Consider the following 12,485-nt stretch of genomic DNA (forward strand, 5'->3'; position numbering starts at 1 on the left):
CCTGAGTGCCGCTCAGTGGAGCAGCGACGGGTTCTGCTGCATGGTCACGAAGCCGACGGCGCGTTCAACCACGCCCTTGTCGGCTAGAATGCGGCGATGGCCGAGCCCGTCGGCCCAGTGCAGCCGTACATGGTCGCCGGCGCCGGCATAGCGTCGTGCATGTGCAGCCGGCACCTCCCGGTCGTCGGGCGCGTGGATGACCAACGTCGGCACGGGCGCCTGGGCGAGCTGCCGGTCACCGGTGAATTCGTGCAACGGCCGGCCGGAGAGATATTCGACGCGGTCAGCCATGGCGACCTGCGAGCGGGGACCGACATTGAGCATGCGGCTGAAGTCGGCGAAGATTGCCGGCAGCGAGCTTGGTGCCGCGATCAGCACAAGACGTGCGGCCGACAGCGGCGGGATGTCCTTGACGGAGCCGGCGATGGCATTGGCGGCAACGGCACCTCCGAAGGAATGGCCGACGGCAGCCACGAACGGCCCAAACCATTCGCCGGCCACTCTTGCGGCTTCGACGGCATTGACCATGTTCAGGTGCCTGCCCTGCGAATGGCCATGACCGGGAAGATCGAGCGAGACGACCTTGTAGCCGGCGGCGCGAAAACCTTCGATCAGCACGCGCATATATTCGGTACGCGAGCGCCAGCCATGGATGACGAGGACGGTGCCGGCGGACTCGCGGCCCGGCTCGGGGCGGAATTCATGAACCATGACGCAGCCGGTCGCGGTCTTCAGCCGGTGATGCCGCGCCTCGGCCATGAACTCCGCGGCGCGGTCGATGGCGCGCCGCTCGCCGTCGGTCAGTGTCCTGGTGCTTGGCGTACGGCAGAACAATTCGAAAGCCGCGCGCCCGGTGATGCGCGGCGCGACATGTTCGGCCGCACCAAACACACCTCGGATGACCTTCAGCCCGAATGATGCCATAGTCAAAATCCATCCATACGTTCAAGCATGAACATAATAGTTCAAAGATGAACAATAAACAAGAGCTACCCTGGGACAACCCGCGTTTTCGCAACTGGGTCGCGGTGGCGCGCGCCTGCCATGTGCTGGAGCGCACGCTGGCGGTGAAACTTGCGCCGCTCGACCTGAAGCCGGCGCAGCTCGACGTGCTGATGAACCTCTACCGCCATCCGGGCATGTCGCAGCACGACCTCGCCCGCAAGCTGCTCGTCGGCCGCTCCAACATCACCATGCTGTTGCCGCAGTTGGAGACGCGTGGCCTGCTGCGGCGCGAAGGCGATGAGAAGGACAAGCGCATCTTGCGGCTTACGCTGACCGAAACCGGCGAGGCGCTGCTGATGCGGGCGCTGAAAGTGCATATGGCGCTGATCGAGAAGGCAATGAGCCAGTCGACGCCGGAACAATGCGACATGATCGGCGAGCAGATGCGCAAGATCTATGACGTGCTGAACGAGGCGTGATCGCCCTTTCAGGCGATCACCACATCGACTTCTTCGCCCGCTCCGGCCACTCCCTGTCGTAGGTTTCGCCGTCGATATTCTTGCGGCTGGTGATTTCCAAAATCCTTCCGGGTGTCGGCAGCGACTTCGGGTCGACATGCTTGGCAGGGTTCCACAGTTCCGACCGCACGATGGCGCGAGCGCACTGGAAATAGACCGAATCGACATCGATCACGGTGACCGAACGCGCAGGCTTGCCGTCGACCATGAACGACGCGCACAACGCTGGGTCCGTGGTGATATGGGCCCGGCCGTTGATGCGCAGCGTCGTGCCGGAGCCCGGCACCAGGAACAAAAGGCCGACGCACGGATCCCTGATGATGTTCTTCAGCGAATCGGCACGGTTGTTGCCGCGCCGGTCCGGCATCATCAGCGTTTTCACATCGACGATGCGCACGAAGCCCGCGAGATCGCCGCGCGGCGAACAATCCAGCCCCTCCGGGCCATTGGTGGCTAGCGCGACAAAGGGCGAGGCTTCGATAAAGGCGGCGTATTCGGGAATGACATGGTCGAGTTCCTTGACCACCGAGGCCTCGCCCGGCAATCCGTAAAGGGCTTCGAGTTGTTCGACTGTGGTGATGACCGACATTTTTTTCCGTCTCCCGTTCCGCCGCCCTACTCCCGATCGGTGACGTTTTGACGACGCAATGGCGGCTAACGATCGCGGCTCTGGCCCTTCTCGGCGAGTTCCGCGAGATAGGCATTCCAGCGCGCATCCTTCTCATGGCCGAGCGTGTGCAGGTAATTCCAGGTGAAGATGCCGGTGTCATGGAAGTCGTCGAAGGTGATTCGCACCGCATAGTTGCCGACCGGCTCGATCTTCAGGATGGCCACATCGCGTTTGCCGGGAACCGTCACCCGCTGTTCGGGCGAATGGCCCTGCACTTCCGCCGACGGTGAGGCGACGCGCAGCAGCTCGGCCGGCAACTCGAACGGCTGGTGGCCGGGAAAGGTCACGGTGAGCAGCTTGCGGTCCTTGGAGACCCTCAGTTCTTTCGGAGCCGTCATGATCGATCCTGCCTGAATTTGCCCTTCCCTACGCTGCTTCGCGCCAAGCGAAAAGGTATGGGATCGTGCCGACACGCAATGTCGGTCGCGGAATGTTACCAAAGATCGAGGTCGGCTATCTTGAATGGCTGGCTGGATCGTATCACATAGCTGTATATAACGGCGCCGTTAACGGCCACGGAAACGCTCGAACATGAACATGATCGACCCCTTCGGTCGCACGATCAGCTATCTTAGAGTGTCGGTCACCGACCGCTGCGATTTCCGCTGCACCTATTGCATGGCCGAGGATATGGCCTTCCTGCCCAAGAAAGACCTGCTGTCGCTGGAAGAACTCGACCGGCTCTGCACCGTGTTCATTGAAAAGGGTGTCAAACGGTTGCGCCTCACCGGCGGTGAGCCGCTGGTGCGCAAGAACATCATGCATCTGGTGCGCCAGCTTTCCCGGCACCTTGACAGCGGCGCACTGGAAGAACTGACGCTGACCACCAACGGTTCGCAGCTTTCGCGCTTCGCCGCCGAGCTCGCCGATTGCGGCGTCAAGCGCATCAATGTTTCGCTCGACACGCTTGATGCCGACAAGTTCCACGCCATCACCCGCTGGGGTCATCTCGGCAAGGTCATGGCCGGCATCGACGCTGCCCAGGCGGCTGGATTGAAAGTCAAGCTCAACGCGGTGGCGCTGAAGGATTTCAACGACGCCGAACTGCCCGAAATGATGCGCTGGGCGCATAGCCGCGGCATGGACCTGACCGTCATCGAAACCATGCCGATGGGCGAAATCGACGCCGATCGCACCGACCAGTACTTGCCGCTGTCGCTGCTGCGCGCATCACTCGAGCGCCAGTTCACGCTGACCGACATCCCCTTCAAGACCGGTGGCCCGGCCCGCTATGTCCAAGTCGCCGAGACCGGCGGAAAACTCGGCTTCATCACGCCGATGACGCATAATTTCTGCGAAAGCTGCAACCGGGTCAGGCTGACTTGCACGGGCACGCTCTATATGTGCCTTGGCCAGGAAGACGCGGCCGACCTGCGCGCTCCGTTGCGCGCGTCGGAAGGCAATGAACTGGTTGCCGACGCTATAGATGAAGCCATCGGCCGCAAGCCGAAGGGCCATGACTTCATCATCGACCGCCGCACCAGCCGTCCGTCGGTGTCTCGGCATATGAGTGTCACGGGCGGCTGACCTTGTCGCCTGTCCGTGCGAGAATGCCATGCAATCATCGGCTTCGGGGCAAGGCATGCGACGGCTCTACTCAATCGTCATATCTCTTCCCGCGTCTCTTGCCGCGGTCTCGGCGAATACCGCATTTGCAGCGCAATCAACCTACGTGAACGAGCGCTTCGGCACCGTTTGCACCTTCCCCAACGATATCTTCACCGATCGCCAGCCCGACCCTGAGAATGGCGACGGTCAGGTATGGCTGAGCGCGGACGGCGCCAGCCTGACATGCTCCGGCATACTCAACATTGACCATGAGACGCCGAAAGACTTTGTCGTCGGCGAAAAGGCGAGCAAGGAGCCTGGCTACAAGGTCACCTACGGCAAGGCCGGCAAGGATCGGGCGGTCCTGTCGGGCGTGAAGGACGGAAAGATTTTTTACGAGCGGCGGCTGTTTGGCGGGGATGGCGTCATCCGCACGATCTGGATCGACTATCCGCCGGCGCTGAAATCGAAATATGACCCGCTGGTCGGCGCCATCGCTGGCAGCCTCAAGGGGCCATGAACCGTTCGAGCCAAGAGTATTTTAGCCACACCGCAAACAAATCTCTGTCGGCAAATGTCGGTCTGATTTACTGGTCATGGTTTCCCGCCTACCCTCCGTTCCGTAGCGATTCATCGCATTTTCGGGGGATTACATCATGCGCAAACTTCTTCTCGCTTTCGCCTTGCTCAGCTTGGCTGCCCTGCCGGCGGCTGCCCAGTCGATCGGCGGCACTTACACCGTTGCCGGCACCAATTTCGATGGTTCGTCCTATGGCGGCGAAGCCACCATCACGCTGACCAGCGGCACCACCTGCACGATCCACTGGGAGACCGGCGGTTCTTCTTCCGACGGCATCTGCATGCGCAACGACAACGCATTCTCCGCTGGCTACGAAATGGGCAAGGATATCGGCCTCGTCGTCTACAAGGTCGAGGATGACGGGTCGCTGCATGGTCTGTGGACCATCGCCGGCAAGGAGGGGAACGGCACCGAGGTGCTGTCACCCAAGAAGTAGGCAATCCCTCGTCCGCACCGTGTCGGGAGGCGTTGCCGCCTTCCGACAGAATTCATACCTCGTCCGGGATGGTTTCACGCCGGCGAAGATGGATATCGGGTCCTGGCCCAGCCCTTTGCCGTTGCTGTCTCGTGGCGGGCTGTTACAGCCTTGCTTGCCAAAGCAACCGGTAGATGTCTTGCCCCTTTCCCCAAATCTTCGCGGCGCGTTGTTCATGGTGGTAGCGATGGTTGGCTTCACGCTCAACGACGCCATCACCAAATACTCTTCGGAGTCGATGAATATGGCGCAGGTCATGTTGATCAGAGGGGCGTTCGCCTCGCTGTTCGTCGGTCTGCTGGGTTGGCAACGTGGCGCACTTTTTCAGCCGCGCCTGATGCTGCAGCCGCTGGTGGCGGTCCGTGTCCTGGGCGAGGCGGGCGCTACGGTGTCCTTCCTGGTCGCGCTCGCCCATTTGCCGATCGGCAGCGTTTCGGCCGTTCTGCAAGCGCTGCCGCTGGCGGTGACGATGGGCGCGGCGCTGTTTTTCGGTGAAGCGGTCGGCTGGCGGCGCTGGCTGGCGATCGCCATCGGGTTTGCCGGGGTCATCATCATCGTGCGGCCGGGTTTCGAGGGCTTCAGCATTTACTCGCTGGTGGCGCTGGCATCCGTCGCCTGCTGCACGGTGCGGGACCTTGCCACCAAGCGCATCCCCCAGGCCATCCCGACGATGCTGGTCTCGACCGCCACCGCGCTGGCCATGACCGTAGTCGGTGCGTTTTTGTTGACGCCGATGGGTGGCTGGACACCGATGACCGGCAAAAGCACGGCGCTGCTGGCGCTGGCCGCGGTGCTGGTGCTCATCGGCTACCAATTCATCATCATGGCGATGCGATCGGGTGAGATCTCCTTCATCGCCCCGTTCCGCTACACGGCGCTCCTCTGGTCGATACTGCTTGGCTTGATTATTTTCGGTGACATACCGGACGTGCCGATGATTGGCGGCGCGGCAATAGTTGTTGGCTCGGGTCTCTATACGCTTTATCGCGAGCGGATGGTCGGCCGGCGAAAGATCGTCGCCGAAAGCACCGGCCCGGCCATGGCGCCGGAAGGACTCTAGCACCCCCTTGAAGCCGCTTGCGATTTCCGCGGCTGGCGTACAGGCTGGATAGCATGAAGCGGGATATTGCTGGGCTCATCCTGGCAGGTGGCCAGTCGAGGCGGATGGGCGGTGGCGACAAGGCGTTGTTGCCGCTGGGCGGCGGCTGCGTGCTCGACCAGGTGCTGTCGCGATTTGGCCCGCAGCTCGAGACCCTGGCGCTCAGCGCCAATGGCGATCCGGCGCGGTTCGCCCGGTTCGGGCTGCCGGTGCTTGCCGATACCATCGAAGGCTTTGCCGGGCCGCTTGCCGGAATCCTGACCGGCCTGGAATGGGCCGCCGCCGGCACGCCTTGCAGGGCGATCGTCACAGCGGCCGGCGACACGCCTTTCCTGCCGCCGGATCTCGTTGATCGTCTTGCGGCGGCGGCGCATCAACACCCCGGTTCGATCGCCGTCGCCTCTTCGGCGGGCCGGCGGCATCCGACCTTCGCGCTGTGGCCAACCGGATGCCGCGAAGCCTTGCGGCATTTCCTGGTCGATGAGGACAACAGGCGCGTTTCGACCTTTATCGAACAACACGGCCATGTCGACGTGGAATTCCCTGTCCCGCAATCCGCCGGAATCGATCCTTTCTTCAACATCAATGTGCCGGACGATCTTGCCCAGGCTGAACAGCTGTTGCAGAGCATGTCGCCATGAACAGACGCATCTTCGGCATCACCGGCTGGAAAAACTCCGGCAAGACCACACTGACGGAAAGGCTGGTCGCGGAGCTTGTGCGGCGCGGCTGGAAAGTCTCGACGGTCAAACATGCTCATCATCATTTCGACATCGACAAGCCCGGCGCCGACAGCTTCCGCCACCGGCAGGCGGGCGCTACCGAGGTTGCGATCGTATCGGGCAGTCGCTGGGCGCTGATGCACGAATTGCGTGGCGAGCAGGAGCCGCCGCTGGACGCCATCCTGTCGCGGCTCGCCCCCTGCGACATCGTGCTGGTCGAAGGCTACAAGCGCGAATCCCACCGTAAGATCGAAACGAGGCGGCTGGAAGCGAAGGACCGGACGCCGCTTGCGGTGGATGATCCCAATATTGTCGCCGTCGCCGCGGATTTCGCCATCGCCGACCAGAGCCTGCCGGTGTTCGACCTCGATGACGCAAAATCCATAGCCGACTTCATCGAGCGTACGACCGGCCTCGTTGCTTGAGAAGTAACGTAACGGTAGAAGCCCATTACCGATTTCGGCGGTTTTGCGGTTGCTTTTTTCTTGGAAAGAGTGGGAGTATCGGCCTAGCGGGCGGTCAAAAAGCACCGCCCCACAGAGCCGTTTCGGAACGACGGCCGGGACCATAAAGAGAGGACTATCATGCGTATTGCACTGCGTATCGCGCTCGCCGCATCGGCTGCGCTGCTGACGCTCGGCGTAGCCCAGGCCCAGGAGAAGACCCTGCGGATCGGCACCGAAGGCGCCTACCCCCCCTTCAACAACCTCACCGCCGATGGCCAGCTTGTCGGCTTCGACATCGACATCGCCAAGGCACTTTGCGATGAGATGAAGGTCAAGTGCACCTTCGTCGCCCAGGATTGGGACGGCATCATCCCCGCACTTCAGGCCGGCAAGTTCGACGCCATCGTGGCCTCGATGTCGATCACGCCGGAGAGGCAGCAGAAGGTCGACTTCTCGCACAAATACTACAACACCCCGTCGGCGATCGCCGTGCCGAAAGATTCGCCGCTCAAGGGAGTGACCAAGGAAGACCTCGCCGGAAAGAATATCGGCGTCGCCACCACCACCACCCATTTCAACTATGCCTCGAAGACCTACACGGACAGCACCATTAAGGGCTATCCGAGCAGCCCCGAGGAACAGGCTGACCTCGCCAATGGCCGTCTCGACGCCATCGAGGACGATATTGTCGTGCTGCAGCAGTTTCTGGATTCGCCTGAAGGCGCCTGCTGCAAGATTCTCGGCCAGCCCTCGCCGCAACCTGTCGAAATTTTCGGACCTGGCGCCGGCATCGCCGTTCGAAAGGGCGATACCGACCTGGTCAACAAGCTGAATTCCGCCATCGACGCCATCCGCGCCAACGGAAAATATAAGGAGATCAACGACAAGTACTTCAAGTTCGACGTCTACGGCGCCGAGTCCTGATCATCATTGCCAAGGCGGCGGGGTTTCCCTGCCGCCTTGTTCATCTCGGGAGCCGTGGGGTAAGGCCAGTCAATGCCAGTCCAAAGCATATGGACACTGCTCAGTTGGGGACCGGAGGGCTGGAGTGACGATATTGCCTATGGTGCGTTGGTCACCATCGCGCTCGCGCTTGCAACGCTGCCGATCGGCCTGACGATCGGCTTTTTCGTAGCCTGGGCCAAGCAGTCCGAAGAACCGTCGCTGCGGCTGGCCGCCAACATCTACACCACCATGTTTCGCGGCCTGCCGGAATTGGTGACGCTGTTCCTGTTCTTCTTCGGCATGCCCATCTTGCTGCAATACGTCATCCGCCTCTTCAAGCCCGAGGCAACGATCGATGTCGACAGCTTCATCGCCGGCATGATCGTGCTGTCGCTGATCTTTTCTTCCTACGCCAGCGAGGTATTCCTCTCCGCCTTTCGCGCCATTCCGAAGGGCCAGTATGAAGGCGGCTATGCAATCGGCCTGTCGAAATGGCTTACCATGCGCAAGGTGATCCTGCCGCAGCTGCTGCGCATCGCCTTTCCCGGCCTTGAGAATTGCTGGCTGAGCCTGCTCAAGGACACCGCCCTCGTCTCGGTCGTCAACCTCGCTGAAACCCTGCGCAATGCCGGCGTGGCGGCACGTGTCACCAAGCATTCCTTCCTGTTCTACAGCGTCGCCGCACTGGTTTTCCTCGTCCTGGCGATCCTGTCCTCGATCGCAACCGGGTTCATCTTGCGCTCGCTGGGGCGGAGGGAGGCACGATGAGCGTCACGGAAGCGATCTCGGTCGACCGCCCGCCGCCGCGGGCACGCGGCTGGCCGCGCACCCGCATCGTCGGTTACGCACTCGTCGGCCTCTGGATCCTCTTCGGCCTCGGTATCCTCGCCTATCTCGCCTACGCCTGGAATGGCGAGTTCTTTGCCAGATATGCACCCGCCTATCTGCAGGGACTGTGGACCACGCTGTCGCTCGTGGCGATCTCGATGGTGGCCGGCGCGATCTTTTCGCTGCCCGTCACCTATGGCCGCATGTCGAAGAACCGGTTCTTGTCTGGCCTTGCCTATTGCTATGTCTATTTCTTTCGAGGCACACCGCTGCTCGTCCAAGTCTACCTCGTTTACTATGGCTTGGGTTCTTTCCGGCTGCAGCTCGAGTCCATCGGGCTGTGGTGGTTCTTCCGCGAGGCCTTCAACTGCGGGGTGTTCGCCTTTGCGCTCAACACCGCGGCCTACCAGGCCGAAATCCTCCGCGGCGCCATCGAGAGTGTTCCCAGGGGCCAATGGGAAGGTGCTGCCTCGCTCGGCCTGCACAAGCTGCAGACGCTGCGCAAGGTCATCCTGCCGCAGGCGTTCATCGTGGCCTTGCGGCCCTACGGCAATGAACTGGTTCTGATGATCAAGGCCTCGGCCATCGTCGCCATCATCACGGTCTATGACCTGATGGGCAATGCGAAGCTTGCCTACGCCAAATCCTTCGATTTCCAGGCCTATGTCTGGGTCGCCATCGTCTATCTGGTGATGGTCGAAATCCTGCGCCATGGCGTCGAATGGATCGAGCGCAGGATTACGATCCACCTCAATCGCTGAGCCGCTCCGGATCGGCCTGTGCCAGTCGATGCCGCAGCGCGCGCCTTGACGAATTCGTCGCATGGCCTAGAGCTTCCGCAGCTGAAATCTCTTTTCCGTCGGAAGGACAAGGCATGGCATCGGTGGCATTTCTCGGTCTTGGCGTCATGGGCTATCCCATGGCCGGACACCTGAAGAACAAGGGTGGCCACGACGTGACCGTCTACAACCGCACCCAAGCCAAAGCTGAGCAGTGGGTCGCCCAACATGGCGGCGGCTTTGCCGCGACGCCGGCCCAGGCCGCCGAGGGCAAGGATTTCGTTTTTTCCTGCGTCGGCAACGATGACGACTTGCGCTCGGTGACTACAGGCCCCGCGGGCGCCTTCAAGGCGATGAAGAAAGGCTCGGTCTTCATCGACAACACCACGGCTTCGGCTGAAGTCGCGCGCGAACTGGCCGAAGCCGCGCAATCGGGCGGCTTCTCATTTCTCGACGCGCCCGTCTCCGGTGGCCAGGCCGGCGCCGAGAACGGCGTGCTGACCGTGATGGTCGGCGGCGATGAGGCCGCCTTCGACAGGGCCAGGCCAGTTATCGACGCTTTTGCCCGCATGGTTGGACTGATGGGATCGGCGGGCGCCGGGCAGCTCACCAAGATGATCAACCAGATCTGTATCGCCGGGCTGGTGCAGGGGCTTTCGGAAGGCATCCATTTCGGCAAGAAGGCAGGTCTCGACATTGAGAAGGTCATCGAGGTGATTTCCAAGGGCGCGGCCGGTTCCTGGCAGATGGAAAACCGGCACAAGACCATGAATGCCGGCAAATATGACTTCGGTTTCGCCGTCGACTGGATGCGCAAGGATCTCGGCATCTGCCTTGAAGAGGCCGATCGCAATGGCGCCAGGCTGCCGGTGACCGCGCTGGTCGACCAGTTCTACAAGGACGTGCAGGCGATGGGCGGCAAGCGCTGGGACACGTCCTCGCTGCTGGCGCGGCTGGAGAAGTAGGCGCAGTGTCCCTGCCCGTTCCAGGCTGGACCGCGCAGGACATCGTCGCTCATCTGCATTCGATCGGAACCGAGGAAGTCCGCGCCGGCATGGGGCGGTTCGGTATCAACACCGCGACCGCGCTCTGTCGCCAATGCGGATTTGCGGCCTTTGGCGCGCAAGCTGAAACGCAACCATGAGCGATCCCTGGCGCTGTGGGACAGCGGCGTTCGCGAAGCACGGCTGATGGCGGCCTTCACCGGCGAGCCGAAAAAGATCACCATCGGAGAGTGCCGCCGCTGGGCCGGCGATTTCGATTCCTGGGAGATCGTCGACACCGTCTCGGATCTGTTCGTGGATACGCTGTTCTGGCGCCAGCTGGTCGAGGAGTTTGCCGCCGACGAGCGCGAATTCGTTCGCCGCACGGCCTTCGCGATGCTGGCATGGGCGTCAGTGCATTTGAAAAAGGAGCCGGACGCGACGTTTCTGTCCTACCTGCCGCTAGTCGAGGCTCATTCCCGCGACGAGCGCAATTTCGTCAGGAAAGCGGTCAACTGGGCGCTGCGGCAAATCGGCAAACGGTCGGTGGGTTTGCATGGCCCTGCCCTTACCCTGGCGCAGGAACTTGCCAACTCCGCGAACAGGACGGCGCGCTGGATCGGCAAGGATGCGGTGAAAGAACTCTCGCATGCCAAAACCCACGAACGTCTCGCCACCAGAAAGACCTGACAAGGCGGGGATTGCCGCAGCCGGTTCTCGCCGACATGTGACGCGGCTCGGGCATTGACGCCACCGACAGCGGCGTCTTTACTCGCCCGCAAAGGATGCGACCATGAACCATTTCAAAGCGATCCTGGCGCTTGCGGCCGCGCTTGCACTCTCCACCGCGGGCGCTTCGGCCGAGACCACGCACATCTTCTGGAAGGATCTGCGCCCGGCGACGCAGGCCATCGCCGAAGACGCCGGCTTGCCGATGATCGCGGCGAAACTGCCGGATCATGGCGAGACACTCTCAGTCGCCCTGCACGACAAGACCATACAATTAGCCGGCTATGCATTGCCGGTCGATCGTGACGGAGATCTCGTTTATCAGTTCCTGCTGGTGCCATGGACGGGCGCGTGCAGCCACATGCCGACGCCTCCGCCCAACCAGATCGTGCTGGTCACACCAGCCCGTCCCTACAAGATGTCCGAGGCCTACCAACCGGTTGCCGTCACCGGCACCCTGAAGCCGGACATGGAGAAGAGCCAACTGTTCATTCTCGACGGCGTCAGCGTCATCCAGTCCGGCTACACCGTGCGCAAGGCAGATGTCGTGGGCGTCGACACGGTTCCGGACTCCGTTGTGTTGCCGGTGAACTCGCCCTGGAGCTTCCTCAACAAGAAGAAGAATTGAACGGCGGGCTCAGGCCGCGTTCGCGCCCGACTCCTTGTCCAGCAGCATATAGTCGAGCGGGATTTCCGTCGTGTACTTGATCTGCTCCATGGCGAAGGACGACGACACGTCCCGGATCTCGATCTTGGCGATCAGCCGTTTGTAGAAGGCGTCGTAGGCGGCGATGTCGGGCACCACGACGCGCAATAGGTAATCGACGTCGCCACTCATGCGATAGAATTCGACCACCTCGGGAAATTCCTGGATAACCTCGGAAAACCGGCGCAGCCATTCATGACTATGCGAATTGGTGCGGATCGACACGAAGACGGTGACCCGCACATTGACCTTCTCGTGGTCGAGAATGGCGACGCGCCGTTTGATGACGCCCTCCTCCTCCAGCTTCTGGATGCGTCGCCAGCACGGCGTGGTCGAGAGGCCGACTTTCTTGGCGACGTCGGCGACCGCGAGCGTCGCGTCCTCCTGCAGCAGGCGGAGAATTTTTCGGTCGAGGCGATCCATCGGAGGCTCCTGGTGGAATAGTTTCGCTATATTCCCTTTTATTTGGGCCATTCACAAGAAAAAAATTCTGCCGCTTGCGTCGAAAGCGA

The 12,485-nt window shown here is 61.7% G+C and carries 16 protein-coding genes and 1 pseudogene; 13 read left to right on the forward strand and 4 right to left on the reverse strand.

Annotated features, from left to right (window positions below):
* Positions 1-12: 12 nt before the first annotated feature.
* Complete coding sequence (locus FJ936_RS26720) at positions 13-924, reverse strand: alpha/beta fold hydrolase (RefSeq protein ID WP_140664520.1); 912 nt, start codon at positions 922-924, stop codon at positions 13-15.
* A gap of 47 nt (positions 925-971) precedes the next feature.
* Here FJ936_RS26720 and FJ936_RS26725 point away from each other — a divergent pair, with 47 nt between their 5' ends.
* Entirely contained in the window at positions 972-1,424 is a 453-nt protein-coding gene (locus FJ936_RS26725; RefSeq protein ID WP_023773737.1) for a MarR family transcriptional regulator, read from the forward strand.
* Positions 1,425-1,440: 16 nt separating this feature from the next.
* Here FJ936_RS26725 and FJ936_RS26730 read toward each other — a convergent pair whose 3' ends face one another.
* Both FJ936_RS26730 and FJ936_RS26735 read right to left on the reverse strand, forming a co-directional pair.
* A complete protein-coding gene (locus tag FJ936_RS26730) occupies positions 1,441-2,052 on the reverse strand; it encodes a pyridoxamine 5'-phosphate oxidase family protein (protein ID WP_140790813.1) in 612 nt (203 codons plus the stop codon).
* 65 nt (positions 2,053-2,117) lie between these two features.
* Positions 2,118-2,471 (reverse strand): DUF971 domain-containing protein, encoded by a 354-nt coding sequence (locus FJ936_RS26735; RefSeq protein ID WP_140790815.1) that lies wholly within the window; start codon positions 2,469-2,471, stop codon positions 2,118-2,120.
* Between the two features lie 193 nt (positions 2,472-2,664).
* On the opposite strand from FJ936_RS26735, the gene moaA reads away from it, so the two are divergent.
* The 12 genes and pseudogenes from moaA (at position 2,665) to FJ936_RS26795 (ending at position 11,895) form a co-directional block, all read left to right on the forward strand.
* Entirely contained in the window at positions 2,665-3,660 is a 996-nt protein-coding gene (gene moaA, locus FJ936_RS26740; RefSeq protein WP_140790817.1) for a GTP 3',8-cyclase MoaA, read from the forward strand.
* Positions 3,661-3,688: 28 nt separating this feature from the next.
* Positions 3,689-4,201 carry a hypothetical protein gene (locus tag FJ936_RS26745; protein ID WP_246680537.1) on the forward strand — a complete coding sequence of 171 codons (513 nt, stop codon included), beginning with the start codon at positions 3,689-3,691 and terminating at the stop codon, positions 4,199-4,201.
* Positions 4,202-4,337: 136 nt separating this feature from the next.
* Complete coding sequence (locus tag FJ936_RS26750; protein WP_140790819.1) at positions 4,338-4,697, forward strand: hypothetical protein; 360 nt, start codon at positions 4,338-4,340, stop codon at positions 4,695-4,697.
* 178 nt (positions 4,698-4,875) lie between these two features.
* Positions 4,876-5,796: a DMT family transporter gene (locus tag FJ936_RS26755; RefSeq protein WP_140790900.1), complete on the forward strand. Its 921-nt coding sequence runs from the start codon at positions 4,876-4,878 to the stop codon at positions 5,794-5,796.
* Positions 5,797-5,849: 53 nt separating this feature from the next.
* A complete protein-coding gene (mobA, locus tag FJ936_RS26760) occupies positions 5,850-6,476 on the forward strand; it encodes a molybdenum cofactor guanylyltransferase MobA (protein ID WP_140790821.1) in 627 nt (208 codons plus the stop codon).
* Positions 6,473-6,982 carry a molybdopterin-guanine dinucleotide biosynthesis protein B gene (gene mobB, locus FJ936_RS26765; RefSeq protein WP_140619683.1) on the forward strand — a complete coding sequence of 170 codons (510 nt, stop codon included), beginning with the start codon at positions 6,473-6,475 and terminating at the stop codon, positions 6,980-6,982. The genes mobA and mobB overlap by 4 nt, the downstream gene beginning before the upstream one ends.
* A 159-nt stretch (positions 6,983-7,141) precedes the next feature.
* Positions 7,142-7,927 carry an ABC transporter substrate-binding protein gene (locus tag FJ936_RS26770; protein ID WP_015317855.1) on the forward strand — a complete coding sequence of 262 codons (786 nt, stop codon included), beginning with the start codon at positions 7,142-7,144 and terminating at the stop codon, positions 7,925-7,927.
* Between the two features lie 72 nt (positions 7,928-7,999).
* Positions 8,000-8,716 (forward strand): ABC transporter permease, encoded by a 717-nt coding sequence (locus FJ936_RS26775; protein WP_015317854.1) that lies wholly within the window; start codon positions 8,000-8,002, stop codon positions 8,714-8,716.
* Positions 8,713-9,537, forward strand: coding sequence for an ABC transporter permease (locus tag FJ936_RS26780; RefSeq protein WP_140790823.1), 825 nt, complete (start codon positions 8,713-8,715; stop codon positions 9,535-9,537). Before FJ936_RS26775 ends, FJ936_RS26780 begins: the two co-directional genes overlap by 4 nt.
* 113 nt (positions 9,538-9,650) lie before the next feature.
* A complete protein-coding gene (locus tag FJ936_RS26785; RefSeq protein ID WP_140664534.1) occupies positions 9,651-10,520 on the forward strand; it encodes an NAD(P)-dependent oxidoreductase in 870 nt (289 codons plus the stop codon).
* Between the two features lie 5 nt (positions 10,521-10,525).
* Positions 10,526-11,228, forward strand: a pseudogene (locus FJ936_RS26790) (DNA alkylation repair protein).
* A gap of 103 nt (positions 11,229-11,331) precedes the next feature.
* Positions 11,332-11,895, forward strand: coding sequence for a DUF3299 domain-containing protein (locus tag FJ936_RS26795; protein ID WP_140790825.1), 564 nt, complete (start codon positions 11,332-11,334; stop codon positions 11,893-11,895).
* 9 nt (positions 11,896-11,904) lie between these two features.
* Here FJ936_RS26795 and FJ936_RS26800 read toward each other — a convergent pair whose 3' ends face one another.
* Complete coding sequence (locus FJ936_RS26800) at positions 11,905-12,396, reverse strand: Lrp/AsnC family transcriptional regulator (protein WP_015317849.1); 492 nt, start codon at positions 12,394-12,396, stop codon at positions 11,905-11,907.
* Positions 12,397-12,485: the final 89 nt, after the last annotated feature.

It is taken from the genome of Mesorhizobium sp. B2-4-13, from assembly GCF_006658535.1.
Classification (GTDB): domain Bacteria; phylum Pseudomonadota; class Alphaproteobacteria; order Rhizobiales; family Rhizobiaceae; genus Mesorhizobium; species Mesorhizobium australicum.

Bases quoted from the DNA above. Each gene is read 5' to 3' on its own strand.
- FJ936_RS26720 (WP_140664520.1), bottom strand. From the start codon at position 924: ATGGCATCATTCGGGCTGAAGGTCATCCGAGGTGTGTTTGGTGCGGCC.
- FJ936_RS26725 (WP_023773737.1), top strand. From the start codon at position 972: ATGAACAATAAACAAGAGCTACCCTGGGACAACCCGCGTTTTCGCAAC.
- FJ936_RS26730 (WP_140790813.1), bottom strand. From the start codon at position 2,052: ATGTCGGTCATCACCACAGTCGAACAACTCGAAGCCCTTTACGGATTG.
- FJ936_RS26735 (WP_140790815.1), bottom strand. From the start codon at position 2,471: ATGACGGCTCCGAAAGAACTGAGGGTCTCCAAGGACCGCAAGCTGCTC.
- moaA (WP_140790817.1), top strand. From the start codon at position 2,665: ATGAACATGATCGACCCCTTCGGTCGCACGATCAGCTATCTTAGAGTG.
- FJ936_RS26745 (WP_246680537.1), top strand. From the start codon at position 3,689: ATGCAATCATCGGCTTCGGGGCAAGGCATGCGACGGCTCTACTCAATC.
- FJ936_RS26750 (WP_140790819.1), top strand. From the start codon at position 4,338: ATGCGCAAACTTCTTCTCGCTTTCGCCTTGCTCAGCTTGGCTGCCCTG.
- mobA (WP_140790821.1), top strand. From the start codon at position 5,850: ATGAAGCGGGATATTGCTGGGCTCATCCTGGCAGGTGGCCAGTCGAGG.
- mobB (WP_140619683.1), top strand. From the start codon at position 6,473: ATGAACAGACGCATCTTCGGCATCACCGGCTGGAAAAACTCCGGCAAG.
- FJ936_RS26770 (WP_015317855.1), top strand. From the start codon at position 7,142: ATGCGTATTGCACTGCGTATCGCGCTCGCCGCATCGGCTGCGCTGCTG.
- FJ936_RS26775 (WP_015317854.1), top strand. From the start codon at position 8,000: ATGCCAGTCCAAAGCATATGGACACTGCTCAGTTGGGGACCGGAGGGC.
- FJ936_RS26780 (WP_140790823.1), top strand. From the start codon at position 8,713: ATGAGCGTCACGGAAGCGATCTCGGTCGACCGCCCGCCGCCGCGGGCA.
- FJ936_RS26785 (WP_140664534.1), top strand. From the start codon at position 9,651: ATGGCATCGGTGGCATTTCTCGGTCTTGGCGTCATGGGCTATCCCATG.
- FJ936_RS26795 (WP_140790825.1), top strand. From the start codon at position 11,332: ATGAACCATTTCAAAGCGATCCTGGCGCTTGCGGCCGCGCTTGCACTC.
- FJ936_RS26800 (WP_015317849.1), bottom strand. From the start codon at position 12,396: ATGGATCGCCTCGACCGAAAAATTCTCCGCCTGCTGCAGGAGGACGCG.